This window comes from Streptomyces sp. NPDC008086 (assembly GCF_042957325.1).
Lineage (GTDB): Bacteria > Actinomycetota > Actinomycetes > Streptomycetales > Streptomycetaceae > Streptomyces.
On the sequence record NZ_JBIBIA010000015.1, the window covers coordinates 49277 to 66077 of the forward strand.

Annotated in this window: 18 protein-coding genes and 1 pseudogene; 11 read left to right on the forward strand and 8 right to left on the reverse strand. The window is 71.4% G+C overall.

The window, feature by feature from the left end:
- Window positions 1-43: 43 nt before the first annotated feature.
- Together ACFZBP_RS38275 and ACFZBP_RS38280 are read right to left on the reverse strand one after the other, a co-directional pair.
- Window positions 44-1141, reverse strand: a complete 1098-nt coding sequence (locus ACFZBP_RS38275; protein ID WP_391420492.1) for a chemotaxis protein — start codon at window positions 1139-1141, stop codon at window positions 44-46.
- A 64-nt stretch (window positions 1142-1205) separates the two neighbouring features.
- Window positions 1206-2777 (reverse strand): alpha/beta fold hydrolase, encoded by a 1572-nt coding sequence (locus ACFZBP_RS38280; protein WP_391420494.1) that lies wholly within the window; start codon window positions 2775-2777, stop codon window positions 1206-1208.
- Window positions 2778-3063: 286 nt separating this feature from the next.
- Between ACFZBP_RS38280 and ACFZBP_RS38285 the strand changes: the two genes are divergently transcribed.
- Window positions 3064-3714, forward strand: coding sequence for a chaplin family protein (locus ACFZBP_RS38285; RefSeq protein ID WP_391420496.1), 651 nt, complete (start codon window positions 3064-3066; stop codon window positions 3712-3714).
- Between the two features lie 200 nt (window positions 3715-3914).
- A complete protein-coding gene (locus ACFZBP_RS38290) occupies window positions 3915-4769 on the forward strand; it encodes a GNAT family N-acetyltransferase (protein ID WP_391420499.1) in 855 nt (284 codons plus the stop codon).
- Between the two features lie 20 nt (window positions 4770-4789).
- On the opposite strand, the gene ACFZBP_RS38295 is transcribed toward ACFZBP_RS38290, so the two are convergent.
- Window positions 4790-5275: a nucleoside deaminase gene (locus ACFZBP_RS38295; RefSeq protein ID WP_383452953.1), complete on the reverse strand. Its 486-nt coding sequence runs from the start codon at window positions 5273-5275 to the stop codon at window positions 4790-4792.
- 304 nt (window positions 5276-5579) lie between these two features.
- Between ACFZBP_RS38295 and ACFZBP_RS38300 the strand changes: the two genes are divergently transcribed.
- A complete protein-coding gene (locus tag ACFZBP_RS38300; protein WP_391420502.1) occupies window positions 5580-6356 on the forward strand; it encodes a GNAT family N-acetyltransferase in 777 nt (258 codons plus the stop codon).
- 78 nt (window positions 6357-6434) lie between these two features.
- Complete coding sequence (locus ACFZBP_RS38305) at window positions 6435-7379, forward strand: NAD-dependent epimerase/dehydratase family protein (RefSeq protein ID WP_391420504.1); 945 nt, start codon at window positions 6435-6437, stop codon at window positions 7377-7379.
- Between the two features lie 53 nt (window positions 7380-7432).
- Here ACFZBP_RS38305 and ACFZBP_RS38310 read toward each other — a convergent pair whose 3' ends face one another.
- Both ACFZBP_RS38310 and ACFZBP_RS38315 read right to left on the reverse strand, forming a co-directional pair.
- Window positions 7433-7696 (reverse strand): GlsB/YeaQ/YmgE family stress response membrane protein, encoded by a 264-nt coding sequence (locus ACFZBP_RS38310; protein WP_383452569.1) that lies wholly within the window; start codon window positions 7694-7696, stop codon window positions 7433-7435.
- 70 nt (window positions 7697-7766) lie between these two features.
- Entirely contained in the window at window positions 7767-8315 is a 549-nt protein-coding gene (locus ACFZBP_RS38315) for an AAA family ATPase (protein ID WP_391420507.1), read from the reverse strand.
- A gap of 74 nt (window positions 8316-8389) precedes the next feature.
- Here ACFZBP_RS38315 and ACFZBP_RS38320 point away from each other — a divergent pair, with 74 nt between their 5' ends.
- Window positions 8390-9130, forward strand: a complete 741-nt coding sequence (locus ACFZBP_RS38320) for a phosphotransferase (RefSeq protein ID WP_391420510.1) — start codon at window positions 8390-8392, stop codon at window positions 9128-9130.
- A gap of 40 nt (window positions 9131-9170) precedes the next feature.
- Here ACFZBP_RS38320 and ACFZBP_RS38325 read toward each other — a convergent pair whose 3' ends face one another.
- On the reverse strand, window positions 9171-9782 hold the full coding sequence (locus ACFZBP_RS38325) for a hypothetical protein (protein WP_383452575.1): 612 nt from the start codon (window positions 9780-9782) through the stop codon (window positions 9171-9173).
- Window positions 9783-9969: 187 nt separating this feature from the next.
- Between ACFZBP_RS38325 and ACFZBP_RS38330 the strand changes: the two genes are divergently transcribed.
- Window positions 9970-10737, forward strand: coding sequence for an ArsR/SmtB family transcription factor (locus tag ACFZBP_RS38330; protein ID WP_383452577.1), 768 nt, complete (start codon window positions 9970-9972; stop codon window positions 10735-10737).
- On the opposite strand, the pseudogene ACFZBP_RS38335 reads toward ACFZBP_RS38330, so the two are convergent.
- Window positions 10734-11686, reverse strand: a pseudogene (locus ACFZBP_RS38335) (IS481 family transposase). The gene ACFZBP_RS38330 and the pseudogene ACFZBP_RS38335 overlap by 4 nt on opposite strands.
- Before the next feature lie 201 nt (window positions 11687-11887).
- Window positions 11888-12328 (reverse strand): SPW repeat protein, encoded by a 441-nt coding sequence (locus tag ACFZBP_RS38340; protein ID WP_383452579.1) that lies wholly within the window; start codon window positions 12326-12328, stop codon window positions 11888-11890.
- Between the two features lie 239 nt (window positions 12329-12567).
- Between ACFZBP_RS38340 and ACFZBP_RS38345 the strand changes: the two genes are divergently transcribed.
- From ACFZBP_RS38345 to ACFZBP_RS38365, 5 genes are all read left to right on the forward strand, one after another.
- Window positions 12568-13338, forward strand: coding sequence for a GntR family transcriptional regulator (locus tag ACFZBP_RS38345; RefSeq protein ID WP_383452581.1), 771 nt, complete (start codon window positions 12568-12570; stop codon window positions 13336-13338).
- An 87-nt stretch (window positions 13339-13425) separates the two neighbouring features.
- Window positions 13426-13653: a ferredoxin family protein gene (locus ACFZBP_RS38350; protein ID WP_031480193.1), complete on the forward strand. Its 228-nt coding sequence runs from the start codon at window positions 13426-13428 to the stop codon at window positions 13651-13653.
- A 14-nt stretch (window positions 13654-13667) separates the two neighbouring features.
- A complete protein-coding gene (locus tag ACFZBP_RS38355; RefSeq protein WP_391420514.1) occupies window positions 13668-15029 on the forward strand; it encodes an ABC transporter substrate-binding protein in 1362 nt (453 codons plus the stop codon).
- A 5-nt stretch (window positions 15030-15034) separates the two neighbouring features.
- Window positions 15035-15874: an ABC transporter permease gene (locus ACFZBP_RS38360; protein WP_383452955.1), complete on the forward strand. Its 840-nt coding sequence runs from the start codon at window positions 15035-15037 to the stop codon at window positions 15872-15874.
- Entirely contained in the window at window positions 15871-16665 is a 795-nt protein-coding gene (locus ACFZBP_RS38365; RefSeq protein WP_391420516.1) for an ATP-binding cassette domain-containing protein, read from the forward strand. The genes ACFZBP_RS38360 and ACFZBP_RS38365 overlap by 4 nt, the downstream gene beginning before the upstream one ends.
- The last annotated feature ends 136 nt before the right edge of the window (window positions 16666-16801 follow it).

Genomic DNA, 16801 nt, shown 5'->3' on the forward strand with positions numbered 1-16801 from the left:
CGAGGAGGCGACAGGGCCGGCCGCCGCCGTGCCGCCTCGTCGCTCAGTACCGCAGTACCCCGGCGATGCCCTGGGCGTCGTTCAGCGTGCCGTCCGGTACGAAGCGGACCTCGGCGCCGGTCTCCAGGCACTGTTCGACGATCTCGTCCACGATGTCCTCGCGGGCGTCGAGCTCGCCGCTCTCGGCCGGGATCAGATGGTCGCCGTCCTCGCCGCGCACGATGATGCGGTAGTTCTCCTCCACGGCCAGCAGCCGTACCCGGCCCTCGCGGGCGCTGCGCCAGACCTCGTCGACGCCGGCCGCGAACGCCTTGCGGCCCCGGGCGGATTCGAGTTCCCGTGCCACGGCGTCGGTGTGCCTGCGGTCCTCGGCGGTGATCAGCGGCTGGATCGCCTGCCACACCGCCTCGCGGGTGCCGTGCGCCAGTCCGCCGTGCGGGATGTGCACCGCGTCCTTGGTGACGCCGCCGATCTCGTCCAGCAGCGACAGCGCGGCCGGTTCGCCGGTGACGTACAGCGGCCGCGGGTTGCCCCGCAGGATCGCGCTCATCGCGGAGTCCGCGTCCTTGAGGAAGTGGCGGGTGTCCTCGTCGCGGAACTTGCTCGGATTGTCGCCGATCTGCTCCCGGCGCTCGGGGTCGAAGTTCTCGACGGCCCGGGTCAGCGGGAAGCCGCCCATGCGGGCCGCGGCGACCCGGTCCAGGCTGCCGTTCCACAGGGTGACGCGGTCGGCCGAGACCGACAGCACCCAGTACGGCCGCTCGGCGGCCTGCGCGGAGACGAGGTTGCGGGTCAGGAAGGTGTCCGAGAGCACCACGCGCTCGGGCACGGACCGGGCGAGGGACCACACCTGGTGCTCGCCGGGGGCGGCGAAGATCACCAGACCGTCCTCGGCGTAGGTGAGATCGACCTCGGAGAGGGCCTGGTCGAGCTGGCGCTCGACGTCCGCCCGTCGTTCGCGGGTGACAGAGGGGTCGGATTCCAGCTGCTTCTTGGCCTCGGCCACGACATTGCGCAGCCGGACCTGGTCCTGGGCCCGGTAGGGCTCTCGGCGATGCGTGGGCGTCAGCACGGACACGGCCGGATAGGGGCGCGGGCGCCGCAGCTCGGTGAGGGTGGTGGGACTGAGTGCGTGCTCCATAACAGCACGATAGGACTGATTCACCGATCGGGCATTAGGGGCAATCCCGTTCATGGTCCGGGCCCTACGCGCGGTCGTCCTCGGGCCCGCAGGAGCTTCCGTCAGGAGGCAGCGTGCCGTACAGCAGGAAGGCGTCGACCTTGCGGTGCACGCACTTGGAGGAGGCGTAGCCGGTGTGCCCGCTGCCCTTGTTGTCGAGGATCACGGCCGACGAGCCGAGCCGCTTCGCCGTCTCCTCGGTCCAGCGGTACGGGGTCGCCGGGTCGCCGCGTGTGCCCACCAGGAGCATCTTCGGCGTGTCCACGTCCTTCACCTCGTCGCGGATGAAGTCCGTGCCCTTGGGGCGCCCGTAGCACAGCAGCACCCCGGTGAGCCGGTACGGTCCGAAGACCGGCGACGCCTCCTCGTACCGGGCGCGCAGCCGGTCGAGACCGCCGATGATCTGCTTGCCGCTGGGGCGGTCGGGGTCGTCCGCGCAGTTGATCGCCATCAGCGCGGCGGACAGGTTGTCGAGCGGGATGTCCTGCTCGTCGACGAGACCGCCGTCCGGGTCCTCGGTCTCGTCGCGCATCGAGGGGGAGGCCCCGCCCATGGCGAAGGCCTCGATGGCGTGGGTGTCGCCGTCGTTGACCAGTGAGGCCAGGGCGCGCTCCAGGGTGGGCCACAAGTCCTTGCTGTAGAGGGCCTGGCCGATGGCGCCGACCAGGTCCTGCCCGGTGAACGGCTCGCCGAAGGCCGACGGCACCGGATCCGCGTCCAGCGAGTCGACCAGCCGTACGACGTTCTTGCGGGCCTCGCGGGCGTCCTGCCCGAACGGGCACCCGATGTCCTTCACGCACCAGTTGACGAACTCCTCCAGCGCCTTCTGCTGCCCCTGGGCGCCCACCAGTTCCTGCTCGGTGAGCGGTTCGGTCAGGGTGTCGACGCCGTCGAGGACGAACCGGCCGACCTTGTCGGGGAACTGCGCGGCGTACACGGCACCGAGCCGCGTTCCGTAGGAGAAGCCCAGGTAGTTGAGCTTCTTGTCGCCGACGGCGGCGCGCATCACGTCCATGTCGCGCGAGGCGTTGACCGTGCCTATGTGGGGGAGCACCGGCCCGGAGTTGCGGGCGCAGGTGTCGGCCGCTTTCTTGAAGTCCTCGAGGACGGACTGCGGATCGCGGTCGATCTCCGTGCTGTCGTTCTGCATGGCGGCGTCCCCGCAGCTGACCGGCGAGGACCTGCCGACGCCGCGCGGATCGAAGGTCACGATGTCGTAGCCGTCCGTCAGCTCCATGAAGTCCTTGCCCCCGGTGGCGAATTCCGGGACGCCGGCGCCGCCCGGCCCGCCGAAGTTCAACAGCACCGAACCCCGCTTGTCGCCCGTGGCCCGGTAGCGGGCGAGTGCCAGATCGAGCGTGCCTGCCCGGGGGTGGGAGTAGTCGAGGGGGACGGTGACCTTGCCGCACTGGAGATCCTTCGGCATGCCCTCGCCCGGGCACTTCGCCCAGCTGACCTTCTGCTGGTAGAAGCGGCTCAGGTCGGGCTCGGCGCTGTCCTCGCCCGCCGTGAGCCCGGTGCCGAGCAGGACCAGTCCGACCGCGCCGGCGACGGCGCAGCGCCGCAGCGTGGGCAGCGTGGACAGATGGGCCAGCATCGTTGCCTCCAGGGGCGCCCGTCGCGGACCGGGAAACGGCGTCCCGCTCACGATAAGCGGGCCCCGGAAGGCACGCCTCCGGAGCTCACGGGCCGCCCGACGTGCGCAATCGCCCGGGCTGCCTTACCCTGCGCCCCTCGCGTCGCCGTCGGAAGTCTTTACCGCTAGTTCGACAACCCTGACGCTCGATGGGGTGAATGGCCGATAAGCCATAACTCGGATGGTTCGCCTGCGTTTTATCCGGTGCGGGTGAGTGCCCGCGACCATGTCTGGAAGGCAGGGACCTATGAGACGGGTTACCCGATACGGTGTGATCGCCGTCGCCGCCTCGGGCGCGATGGCCGTGACGATGCCGGTGTACGCCGACTCCGCGGCGGACGGTACCGCGGCCGACTCGCCGGGGCTGCTCTCCGGCAACACCGTTCAGCTCCCGGTGCACGTGCCCGTGAACGTGTGCGGGAACACCGTGAACGTGGTGGGGCTGCTCAACCCGGCAGTGGGCAACAGCTGCGTCAACGAGGACGCGGGCCACAAGCCGGGCGCCGCGTCGCACGGCGGGGCGTCCGCCGAAGGGAGCGGAAAGGATTCGTCCGGCCTCGCGTCCGGCAACGTCGTACAGCTCCCGGTCCACCTGCCGGTGAACGTCAGCGGCAACAGCGTGAACGTCGTCGGGGTCGGCAACCCGGCGACCGGCAACGAATCGGTCAACGACTCCGGGGGCCCTTCCCACACCACGAAGCCGGCGCCGAAGCCGTCCACGCCGCCCCGGGCACACCCGCGCCCGGTGCCGCGCGCGTTCGTCCCGCACGGCGGACCCGAGGGCTCGCTCGCGCACACGGGGGCGGACCAGGCCCTCCTCGCCGCCGCGGGCGGCACGGTGCTCGTGCTGGGCGGGGCCGTCCTGTACCGGCGCTTCCGACCTCAGGCGGTGCGCTGACCCGCGCTCCGCGCGGTAGGGAAGGCCCCATCGACCGGCCGGTGGGGCCTTCGGCATGCGGACATCAGTCCACTCGTTCCCCCGGCGAGGACCCCAACGGCTTGATCACGCCGTGACGGCCGCCCCGGTGATCCGAAAGGATGCCGCGTGCACGGTCGGTCACCGTGCGCACGTGGCCCCCAACGGAATGGAGCGCACTCATGGCCTCTTTGGCCCCCGAAGACCTCGTCGTCACCCGTGCCGGCCTCGACGACTGGGCGGTCGTCAGGGGATGGGCCGCCGACGAGGGCTGGAACCCGGGGCTCGCCGACGCCGGGCCGTTCTTCGCGCAGGATCCCGACGGGTTCTTCCTCGGCCGGATCGACGGCGAGGTCGTCTCGGCGATCTCGGTCGTCAACCACGGCACCGACTACGCCTTCCTCGGCCACTATCTGGTCCGCCCCGACCTGCGTGGCCGCGGACACGGCCTCACCACCTGGAAGACCGCCCTGGCCCACGCCGGGAACCGCACGGTCGGCCTCGACGGCGTCGTCGCCCAGCAGGACAACTACCGCCGCTCCGGCTTCGAGCCCGCCCACCGAACGGTCCGGTACACCGGAACCGCGCCCGCCGCCGAGGCGCCGCGGGACATCCGTGGCGTACGGCCCGAGGACCTCGCGGACATCACCGCGTACGACGCCACCTGCACGCCCGCCGACCGCGCCCGTTTCGTCGCGCACTGGCTCACCGCGCCCGGACACCACGCCGTGGTCCGCCGCAGCGGCGACCGCGTCACCGGCTACGGCGTGATCCGCCCCGGCCACGACTGCCCGCGCATCGGCCCGCTCTTCGCCGACACCGCCGACGACGCCCGGGCCCTGTTCACCGCCCTGACCGCCGATGCGGCCGGCCGCACGGTCGCCGTCGACGTGCCGGAGAACAACCCGGCCGGCGTCGCGCTCGCCGAGGAGGCCGGGTTCACGCCCTCCTTCGAGACCGCCCGCATGTACACGGGGCCGGTGCGGCAGTACGCCAGGGAGCGGGTCTTCGGCGTCACCACGCTGGAACTCGGATAGCGGGAGGCGAGGCCTTGCGGTCAGCCTGTGCGCCGGTGGAACCGGAAGTGCAGCGCGCGGACCTCCTCCGTCAGCTCGGGCACCGGACCCTCCACGACCACGTCCGGCGCGACCTCCTGGATCGGCAGCGGCCGGACCGGCGCGGCCGGCACGCCCAGCTCGGCCAGCCATCCGGTCAGCTGCTGCGACGAGGCGACGTACACGACGCGTCCGAGGCCCACCCAGCCGTGTGCGGCCGCGCACATCGGGCAGTGCTCGCCGGAGGTGTACACCGTGGCGGCCGCCCGCTCCCCGGGCGTCAGACGGGCGGCCGACCAGCGGGCCAGCTCGAACTCGGGGTGCCGGGTGCGGTCGCCCGAGGCCACCCGGTTGTGGTCCTCGGCGAGGACCTCCCCGTCCGCCCCCACCAGCACCGACCCGAACGGCTCGTCCCCGGCCTCCAGCGCCTCGGCCGCGAGCGCTACGCAGCGGCGCAGGTGTCGCAGTTCGACGTCCTTCACGACCATGACGTACGGCCCTCCTCGCGCGCGATTCTCCACGCACCCTAGGTTCGCCGACGTACGGCGGGAAAGGCGTGCACACGGCCGACCGCCACGTTGGCGAACGCGGCCGCGACGAGCGGAGCGCGGGCCACGGCAGGGCCCCCGGCGCCCAGGTGCTCCAGCGTCGGACCACCGGTGAGGGAGCTCGCCGCACGCAGCCGCGACCGGCTGCGCGGATACCTGGTGGCGGTGGGCCCCGAGGGCGGGGAGGGTGCGGGCCGGGCGTAAATGGCTTGTCGTGGGGGTGGGGCGATGGTGGGGTGCTCCCATGGATCATGCAGCTGTGCTCGACCTCTTCGACCGGGACATGCGTGAACGCGCGCGGCCGGACGGCCCCGAAGCCCGGGTCGAGCGGGTGGGCGGCGTCGTGCGCCAGGTGTCCTCCGTGCACGGCTGGAATGGCGTCGTGTGGTCCGACCTGGACGAGGCGGACGCCGGCGCGGCGATCGCCGAACAGATCGCCCACTTCTCCCGGCTGGGACGCGAGTTCGAGTGGAAGCTGTACGGCCACGACCTGCCGGTTGACCTAGGGCGGCGGCTGACGGACGCCGGCTTCACGGCCGAGCCCGAGGAGACGCTGATGATCGGCGAGATGGCCGACCTGACCCTGGACGCCGAGCCACCGGACGGTGTCCGCCTCCTCCCCGTGACCGACCGGGCGGGCGTCGACCTCGTGGCCGAGGTGCACGAGATGGCCTTCGGTACGGACGCCACCCGGTGGCGGCACCAACTGCTGGCCCAGCTCACGGCCACCCCGGACACGGTGGTCGCGGTCGTCGCCATGGCCGGTGACACTCCGGTGAGCGCCGCCCGGATGGAACTCGTGCCGGGGACGCGGTTCGCCGGGCTGTGGGGCGGCGGGACCGTCGAGGGCTGGCGCGGTCGCGGCATCTACCGGGCCCTCGTCGCCTACCGTGCCCGCGTCGCAGCGGACCGTGGCTACCGCTACCTCCAGGTCGACGCCATGAGCCCCAGCCGCCCGATCCTGGAGCGACTCGGCTTCGAGCCCCTGACCACGACGACGCCGTACGTCTACACGCCGTAGCGGGCACGAGGTCACAAGGACGTAAGAGGTCCCGGCCCGCGATGTCACATCGGCGCCCTTTTGATGCGTCGCAAGGGTATGACGACGAACCAGAGCCATGAGAGCAGCAGGAGCCACAGCGTGCTCCTCGCGGGCGCCGGAGGTGTGCTCGGTGGGCACGTCACGCGTGCCCTGACCGAGGCTGGTCACAAGGTCACCGGGCTCGGGCGCGGGGCGCGGAACGACATCGGGGCCGACCTGATGGACCGGGACGCCCTGCTGCGTGCCGTCGAAGGGCGGCACTTCGACACGGTGATCCACGCGGCGACCGCGTTGCGCAGGGCGCCCATGCGGCACCGCGACATGTACGCCACCGACGCGCTGCGCACCGACGGCACCGCCCATCTGATCGAGGCCGCCCGGGCCACCGGCGCCCGCCGCTTCGTCGCCGAGTCGATGGTCTTCGGGTACGGCTACGGCGACCACGGCGCCCAGGTGATCACCGAGGACGCCCCCTTCGGTCCGCACGGCCGCACCCCGGAGCTGGAGCGGCACGTCGCCGGGATGCGCGTCAAGGAACAACTCGCCCTGGGAACCACGGGTTTGGAGGGGATCGCGGTGCGCTTCGGACTGTTCTACGGTCCCGGCGGCACGGACGCGATCCTGCTCATGCTGCGCAGGCGGCAGTTGCCCGTCCCCGCCGACCACGGCCGGGTCCTGCCCTGGGTCGAGCTCTCCGACGCGGCCCGCGCGGTCGTCGCCGCCGTCGAGCGCGGGCGCCCCGGTCAGGCGTACAACATCGCCGACCGCGCCCCGCTGGGCTTCGGCGCCCATGCCCGGTGCGTGGCCGAGGAGTTCGGGCTGCCGAAGCCGATGACCGTACCGCTGTGGCTGATGCGGCCCATGTCGTACGCGCACACCATGATGACGTCGGCGCTGCGGGTCTCCACGGCGAAGGCGGAGCGGGAACTCGGCTGGACGCCCGTCCACCCGACGGTCCGCGACGGCCTCGCCGCGATGCGGGCCGCCGCGGGACTCGCCTGATGGTCGCGCCGTCCTCTCAAGTCCTCACTTCGACACTTCGCCCCTTCGACGCGTCAGCGACGCGCCTTCGCCCGGTCCAGTGCGGCGACGCCGACCGCGGCGAGGCCGATCTGGATGAGCCACTCGATCCAGTCGACGCCGTCGGTGTCACCCACGTCGAGCCCGGCGGCGATGGCCGAACCGATGAGCGCGGCCACGATGCCGACGAGGATGGTCCACAGGATCCCGATGCGCTGACGGCCCGGGACCACGAGACGTCCGAGCACACCGATGACGATGCCGATCACTATGGCACTGATGATGCCGGAGATCTCCATTTCGCCCCTCTTCCTCCTGTCCCCGCACAGGTTCGAGTTCCCCCTGGGGAGAGGGACAGTCCGTTCCGCTTCAACCAGTGGCCCACCCGGTGGCGGACAGCACCTCCCGGGCGATATCGATCACCAGGCGCCCGTCGGTCACCACCCGCACCACGTTCGCGGGCGCCCGCTCCTCAAGGAGCCGCGCCTTGCGCGCACTGCCGCGCACCTCCTGCTCCAACTCGGAGCCGAGCTCGCGCCCGGCCAGGCGCTGCTCGGCCGTCTCGTCGGTGGCGGTGAGCAGGACGCGTACGAGGCGGACTCCGTCTCCCATGGCCCGGCGGAACATGGGGGCGGCGTCGTCGAGCACGCTCACGGTGTTCGTGTAGACCAGGCGCCGGTATCCGAGCGCGGCGTAGTTCCCCCACACCGCGGTCAGGTTCCGCTCCGTGATGCCGGCTCGGCTCGGATCGCCGGGCGGTGCGGGGTGGGCGGCGCCCATGAAGTCGCCGTCGATCACCGCGTGCGTGACCGCAATGGCCCGCAGTTGGGCCGAGACCTCCCAGCCGACGGTGGTCTTTCCGACCCCGGCCCTTCCCCCGATGAGCAGTACCTCCGCATGATCTTCGGCATGATCCATGCGGAAAGCGTGCCTGGGTGCGGGCATGCTTGGCGAGTGGTTTCGGCGGGTGCCGATCGATCGTGGAGGTGCGGGTGGAGGAGCAGGTGCTCGGCGGCGGAGCCGTCAACGAGGTCGTACGGGTGGGGACGACCGTGCGACGTACGCCCCATGAACGGTCCGCGTACGTGCGGGAGTTGCTCACGCACTTCGAGCGCCGGGGCTGGGAAGGGGCTCCGACGTACATCGGGTACGACAAGCAGGACCGTGAGGTGTTCGGATACCTGGAGGGGCGCGCGGCCGTCACCCCTCGCGAGCGGGCCGCCGCACGCACGGACGCGGGGCTCGTGCGGGTGGCCCAACTCGTCCGCGCCTTCCACGACCTGACACACGGCACGCCGCTGGCCGGCGACCAGGACGTCGTGTGCCACAACGATCTCGCGCCGAGGAACACCGTCTTCGCGATCGACGGCGCCGACTGGTGGGCGACCGCCTTCGTCGACTGGGACCTGGCCGCACCCGGCGAGCGCGTCCACGACCTCGCCCATGTCTGCTGGCAGTACCTCGACCTGGGGCCGGGCGTCACCGACGTGCTCGAGACGGCCCGGCGGATCGCGCTCGTCCGCGACGCCTACGGGCCGCTCGTCGCGGGCGCGGAGATCGTCGACGTGATCCTTTGGTGGCAGGACCGGTGCCTGGGCGGTATCGAGGCCGGTGCCGTTCGCGGTGAGCCGGCCATGGTGCGGTTGCGGGAACGCGGCGCCGCGGACGAGGTGCGCGGCGCCTACGCCTGGGTGGCGGCACACCGGGCCGAGTTGGAGATCTTCCTGCGCTGACGCTTGTGTGCTCGCACGCGTGGGCGGGTACGGCGTCCGGTCACCCTGCCGCGTCGACCGAGGACGTCAGCCGGCCGTCCGGCTGGAGGGCGACGCGCAGCCCGTTCTGCTCGCCCTGCGCGGCGCGGCCGTCGGCGACGAGGGTGTCGAGCCGTACGCCGTCCGCGAGGAGGTCGGCCTCGTAGTGGTCGGCGGCCAGGCGGTAGAGCTTCGCCGTGGTCCGCCCGTCGGCGAGAGTCGGTGTGCCGACCAGGACGCGGTTGACGACGGCCTCGGGCCGCGGCTTGGCCTCCTCGACCCAGGAGGTGACCTTGCCGTCCGGGTGGAGGGTGATGTGCAGCCGGTTGTTCTGGGCGTGCGCGGCCATGCCCTGGGTGTACAGGGCCCCGTACTGCCCGGCCTCGGCCCAGATCTCCGCCTCGTAGCGGTCCTTGCCGGCCCGGTAGACCTTCGCCCGGCTGACGTCGTCCGCGAGCTTCACCGTCCGCACATGGACGCGCTCGGCCTTGGACTGCCGGCCCTTCCCCTCCGCGGAAGTGCCGGTCGTGCCGGCGGAGGCGTCCACGGCGAAGGCGCCGGTGGCCGAGGCGCCGAGCGCGGCGGTGACAACGGCGGCTACGAGGGCGGTGCGCAGGGGGCGGGGGGCACGCATCAGTGAGTCGTTCCTTCGGTGGGATTCGTTCCGACGACTTCGAAGCTACGGACCGACCGTCAAGGGTTCCCGTACGTCATGTAACAGTCGTTCGGCGTATGTGACGCGAAAGGGAAAAACTGCCCCGATTGACATGCAGGTGTTTACCTGCATAACTTTGAGTGTGCGATCGGAGAGTGGTCCGGGGATGGACAAGGTCTTCAAGGCGCTGGCCGACGAGACACGAAGGCGGCTGCTGGACCGGCTGCGCGAGGACAACGGGCAGACGCTGGGAGAGCTGTGCGCCGGTATCGGCATGGCGCGCCAGTCGGTGACCCAGCACCTGGCCGTCCTGGAGGCCGCCAACCTGGTCGGCACGGTGCGGCGGGGGCGGGAAAAGCTGCACTACCTCAATCCGGTCCCGCTCCACGAGATCCAGGAGCGGTGGATCGACAAGTTCGAGAGCCCCCGCCTGCGGGTGCTCGGGGCTGTGAAACGACGAGCCGAGGAAGCCATGACCGACAAGCCCACCTTTGTGTACGTCACCTACATCGAGAGCACGCCCGAGAAGGTCTGGGACGCGCTCACCGACGCCGACCTGACCGCCGCCTACTGGGGACACAGCAACGTCTCGGACTGGCGGACCGGATCTGACTGGGCCCATGTCCGTACGGACGGTTCGGGCGTCGCCGACGTCGTCGGCACCGTCGTGGCGAGCGAGCGGCCCAACCGTCTGGTCACCACCTGGGCGGCGCCGGACGAGGAGGGGCAGGAGGACAAGTACTCCAGGGTCACCTTCGACATCCAGCGGCACGCCGACATCGTCCGGCTCACCGTGACCCACGAGGACCTGCCGGACGAGAGTGCCCGCGCCGATGTGTCGTCCGGTTGGCCGGCCGTGCTGTCCAACCTCAAGTCGCTGCTGGAGACCGGCCATGTCCTGCCGCAGGAGCCGTGGCTGATGCCGACGCGCTAGGTGTATTGACCCGCGGCGTTGTTCACACGGGTGATGGGTGGCTTGCCGCCGAGTGCGGTGTGGCAGCGGTGGTGGTTGTAGGTGTGCAGGAAGTCTGTCAGGGCTTCGGTGCGTTCGGTGTTGCTGGTGTAGGGCCGGTGGTAGGCCCATTCGTCGAGCAGGGTGCAGTGGAAGCGTTCGACCTTGCCGTTGGTCTGTGGCCGCCAGGGACGCGTCCAGCGCGGGCTGATGCCCAGGTCGTGGCAGGTCTGGCGCCAGGTGTTCTTGGTGTAGGCCCAGGCATTGTCGGTCAGGACCCGCTCGACGGTGACGCCGCGTGCCGCGAACCAGGCGACCGCTCGCTGGAGGAAACGGGCGCAGGTGGCGGCCTTCTCGTCGGGCAGGTCTTCGGTGTAGGCCAGGCGGGAGTGGTCGTCCAGGGCGGTGTGGAGGTAGGCGTATCCGGTGCCGGTCTTGTTGCGGCGGCCGTCGGCGCGGCCGAGGACCTTGTGGCCGCCGCCGTCGGGGATGCGGCCGAGCTTCTTGACGTCGATGTGGACCAGTTCGCCGAGCCGGCTGCGTTCGTAGCGGCGGACGGGTTCGCCGGTGGCCCGGTCGGTGGCGGCCAGGACGGGCAGGCCGTGCCGGACGAGGATGCGGTGGGCGGTGGAGGCGGCGATGCCGCATCGGGCGGCCAGCCGGACGGGGCCGATGTGGTGCTCGCGCCTGAGCCGGACGACCTGTCGTTCCACCGCGGCCGGCGCCTTGCATGGGCTGTGATGAGGGCGGCTGGAGCGGTCGTGCAGGCCCGCTGCTCCGTGCCGGCAGTAGCGGCCTGCCCAGTGGGCCGCAGTGGTGTGGCTGACCTGGAAGCGTTCCGCAGCCCGGCGCAGCGCCAGCCGTCCTCGACGACACACCAGGCCAGACGCAGCCTGCCGGTCGGAGTCAGCGGGGCGTTACGGTGGGACAACGAGGGCCTCCTGGCGATCGGTTGTAGATCTCGCAAGCCACACCGAACCCAGAGGCCCTCGCCCCGTTCAAGGACCACTCAAGGCGTGTCGCCCGTCACCAACGTCCCCGGACAGCACACCTAGTCGGTCGCCGGGGTCAGGGCGGCAGAGGGCCGGCCCGCGGGTGCGGACCGGCCGACGGTCTCCTCTCGGGTGTGCCGCTACGGCCTCGGGGCGCTCTTCGCCGCCGTACCGGCGCACAGCAGCCCCAGGCACACGGCCAGCGCGCCGATGATGATGTTGTTCACGATGACGCCCGCGTCCGGGCTGTCCCCGACGATCCACGGCGCGATGATCATCCAGACACCCATCGCGCAGAAGGCCCAGCTCAGGCCGTACATGCGGTCCGGAGCCCGGGTGAATCCGAGGGCCAGCAGGCCGATCGCGATGCCCACGATCAGGTTGTGGGTCACGAGGGCGGGCTGGCTCGTCGTGTAGTGGAGTATCCAGGGGGATACGGCGCAGTACAGACCGAGCAGGAACACCGGTCCGTCCACAAGCGCCACATCACGACCGCCGAGCATGCGGGCGTAGCGATCCCGCATTTCTGGTGCATCGGGGTGGCTGGTTATGTCACCCCGGGTGGGCGAGACGTTGGCCATGACTCGTCTCCTTTGACTCGCAGGCCTGACCGCGTCTGGTGCGGTGTGCGGTAAGCGCCGCCTAGCCCCATTCTGCGCTTATTTTCTCTTTATGTGTAGAGCTGGGGCAGCTGTGCGCCTGGTGGCGAAACCCGGTCGGTGTTCCTGGAAACACCAGGTCAGCGGCCGGTTGAAGGGGACTCAGGTGGCGCAATGATTCAGCAACACCACTGAGCGTCGCCCGTCGGTATGGTCACCGCATGCCAGCCGAACGAACCCGCGAACACACCGCCCCGCTCGCCGCGGCCCGCCGACGGCGGCTGCGTGCCGACCGGGCGCGGCAGCTCGCGGACCTGCTGCGGCACCTCGTGCTGACCGGGGGGTTTCCCGGGGGCGCCCTGCCCCACGAGGACGTCCTCGCGGCCGAGTACGCGGTGTCACGCAACACCGTCCGGCACGCACTCGACCTGCTGCGCGCCGAGCAGCTCGTCGAGCGGCTGCCCGGCGTCGGCACCGTCGTCGTCGCCGAGAAGTACTCGCACGGGCTCGACCGGCTGATGGGACTCGCGGAAACCCTGCGGGAACACGGCCGGGTCACCAACGAGGTACGCACCATGGGGCCGGTCGCCGCGCCCGCACCCGTGGCCGAGCGACTGCGGCTGCCCACCGGCACCGACGTCCTCTACGTCGAGCGCCTGCGCAAGCTGAACGGGCTGCCGCTCTCCCTCGACCTCACCTATCTGCCGCTGGACATCGGCAGTGAGCTTATCGGCGCCGACCTGGAGAACACCGACGTCTTCCGGCTGCTGGAGCAGATCACCGGGCAGCCGCTCGGACACGCGGAGATCACCCTGGAGGCCGTCAACGCCGACGCGCACTCCGCCACCGTGCTCCAGGCGCCGCGCGGCACCGCCGTGCTGATGCTGGAGCGCCTCACCCACCTGTGCGACGGCAGGCCCGTGGACCTGGAGTTCATCCGGTTCCGTGGGGACCGGATCGCGATGAGCGGGCTGCTGCGCCGCTCCGTATGAGCGCTTCGCATCGCCGCTCGCCCTGACAACGCCCGCGATCCGCGCAGCGTTTCCCTCACCCCGAGCAGTACCTCACTGGAGACAGCCATGCCCTTGGTGCCCCAGCGGGCCGACGTGCCCGTGACCGTCGACGAGTCGAAGTGCATCGACGGCTGCACACTCTGTGTCGACATGTGTCCGCTGGACTCCCTGGCGATCAACCCCGACAGCGGCAAGGCGTACATGCACGTCGACGAGTGCTGGTACTGCGGCCCCTGCGCCGCCCGCTGCCCCACCGGGGCCGTCACGGTCAACATGCCCTACCTGCTGCGGTGAAAGGCCCACTCCCGATGACACGCGAACGCACGACGTCCGCCGCCCTGCTCGCGGCAGCCCTCCTCGGCGCCCTCGTCACCGGCTGCGGCGGCGACACGTCGGCCGGCGACGCCACCCACGTCACCGTGACCGTCGGCTACCAGTCCAAGACCATCAACACCGTCACCGCCGGCACCCTGCTGCGCTCCCTCGGCTACTTCGAGCGCGAACTCGCCGCGCAGGGCGAACGGGACGGCATCTCCTACCAGGTCGAGTGGCAGGACTACGCCACGGGCGCGCCCATCACCGCGCAGATGACCGCCGGGAAGATCGACATCGGGTCGATGGGCGACTTCCCGCTGCTCATCAACGCCGCCCGCGGCAAGCAGCTGAACCGCCCCACCCGGCTCGTCTCGGTCACCGGCTACAACCTGCGCGGCGCCCTCAACACCGTGGTGACCGCCCCGCGGTCGAAGCTGGCCTCGCTGCAGGACCTGAAGGGCAAGAAGGTCTCCACCAGCGTCGGTTCGGCCGCCGACGGAACCCTCGTACGGGCGCTGCGGCAGGCCGGGCTCGACCCGGAGAAGGACATCCGCAAGCTCAACCAGCAGCCGGCCGTGGGTGCTTCGGCACTCCAGGCGGGCAGCGTGGACGCCCTGTCGCAGTTCGTGGCCTGGCCCGGACTGCTCGCCTTCCAGGGCAAGGCCAAGGCCCTCTACGACGGGGCGGAACTCGACCTGCCCACCTTCCACGGAGTCACGGTCCGCCAGGACTTCGCCGAGCAGCGGCCGAAGGTCCTCGACGCCTTCCTCACCGCGCAGACCGAGGCGACGCGCTATCTGAACGACCACCCCGTGCAGGCCGCCGAGAAGGTCGCCGAGGCCACCGGCCTGCCCCCGGAGGCCGTCTACCTCTACAACGGCAGCGGCGGCATCGCCACCTTCGATCCCGCCCTCAAGCCACAGCTCGTCGCCGCGCTGAAGAAGGACGTACCGGTGCTGCGCTCGGCGAAGCTCGTCGGCGACGTGGACGTCGACTCCTTCGTCGACGACGGCCCGATCAAGAGGGTGTACGGCAAGGAGTACGCCGAGCGGCTCGCCGCCACCCCCGAGCCCTCGCGCGCCGAGGTGTGGCTCAAGGGCGAGGAGCGCACCCGCCCCTTCGACTCGCCCACCGCACTGCTGAAGTTCGTCACCGGTCACCAGGGCGAGGTACGCGCCGCCTATGTGCCGGACGCCGGCAACGGCACCCGCTGGTACGCGGACCGGTCCGTCTGGGTCCAGGACGGCGAGGAGTTGCTGCCCTTCGTCACGCCCTCCGCCGCTCGCGCGTACACCCAGGCGCACCCCGGCGCCCGCACCGTCTCCTACGCCACCGCGCTGGAGCAGGCGTCATGACCGCGATGACCGCCCCGCCGAAGAAGGCGTCCGCGGGGCCGCCACCCGCCGCGGGCCCGCGCACCGCAAGGTTCCGGCCGGTGGTACGCGTCCTGTCGCTGCTCGCCGCGCTCGCGCTGTGGCAGCTGCTGACCACGCTCGACGTCCAACTGTGGCTGCGCTTCGACCAGTTCCCGTCCGTCACCGACGTGGCCCGCGAGTTCGGGCAGCGGCTCGGCGACGGCGCGTACTGGCAGGACGTGAGCGACAGTCTGCGCAGGATCGTGACCGGCTTCCTGCTCGCGGCGGCGCTCGGTGTCGCCGCGGGCGTCGCCGTCGGACGCTCCCGCTGGACCGCGGACCTGGTCGGCCCGGTCCTGGAGGTGCTGCGGCCCGTCCCCGCCATCGCACTCGTCCCCGTGGCGATCCTGCTCTTCCCCAGCAACGAACAGGGCATCGTCTTCATCACCTTCACCGCCGCCTTCTTCCCGGTGCTGGTCGCCACCCGGCACGCGGTGCGCGCACTGGCCCCGGTGTGGGAGGAAGCGGTGCTCACCATGGGCGGCGGACGGTGGCGGGTGCTCGTCTCCGTGGTGCTGCCGGGCGCGCTGCCAGGGATCTTCGGCGGGCTGTCGGTCGGGATCGGCGTCTCGTGGATCTGTGTGATCTCGGCGGAGATGATCTCCGGCGAGTACGGCATCGGCTACCGCACCTGGCAGGACTACACCGTCATCGACTACCCGGGTGTCTTCACCGGCATCGTCAGCATCGGCCTGCTGGGCTGGCTGACCTCCACGCTGGTGGAGGTCATCGGACGCAGGCTGACGCACTGGCTGCCGCGGCGCGAGGGGAGTGCCACATCATGAGCACGCAGACACCTGTCGCGACGACCGACGCCCGGACCGGTGCCGCCGCCTCCGGCGCCCGGATCGGCCTCACCGACGCGGAACTCGGACGGCCGGGTGCCGCCGTGCTCCACGGGGTGGACCTCGAAGCGGCCCCCGGCGAGATCCTCACCGTCGTCGGCCCGTCCGGGTGCGGCAAGTCCACCCTGCTGCGGACGCTGGCCGGGCTGCTGCCCGCGCTCGCCGGACAGGTCACCCAGGACGGGCGTCCCGTCACGGGCCCCGGCGCGGACCGGGCCCTCGTCTTCCAGGAGGACGCGCTGCTGCCCTGGCGCACGGCACGCGCGAACGTCGAACTGCCGCTGGTCATCCGAGGGCTGGGCCGCGCCGAGCGCAGGGCCCGGGCGGAGGAGTGGCTGGACCGGGTCGGCCTGGCCGGCCTGGAGCGCCGGCTGCCGCACCGCCTCTCCGGAGGTCAACGGCAACGGGTCCAGCTCGCCCGCGCCCTCGCCGGACAGCCGCGCGCCGTCCTCATGGACGAACCGTTCGGCGCCCTGGACGCCCAGACCCGGGCCGGCATGCAGCAGTTGCTCGTGGACGTGCTGCGGGGCACGGGCGCCACCGTCGTCTTCGTCACCCACGACGTGGACGAGGCGGTGTTCCTCGGCGACCGGGTGGCACTGCTGGCCGACGGCGGGCTCACCGGGATCCGGCAGGTGCCACGGCCCCGCGACCGCACTGCCCACGACGACCCCGCGACGACGGCCCTGCGCCGTCAGGTTCTGGATTCCCTCGGCACCAAGGCGCTCTGACGACATGTCAGTCCGCCCCGATTGGTCATCGCTGAAGAGCTCGGGCGCTCGGATCTGTCGGCGACTGCGGGGCGGTGGGGGCCGTTCGCGCGGTTCCCCGCGTCCCTGAGTCGGCCTCGCGGCCGCCGACCCAGGG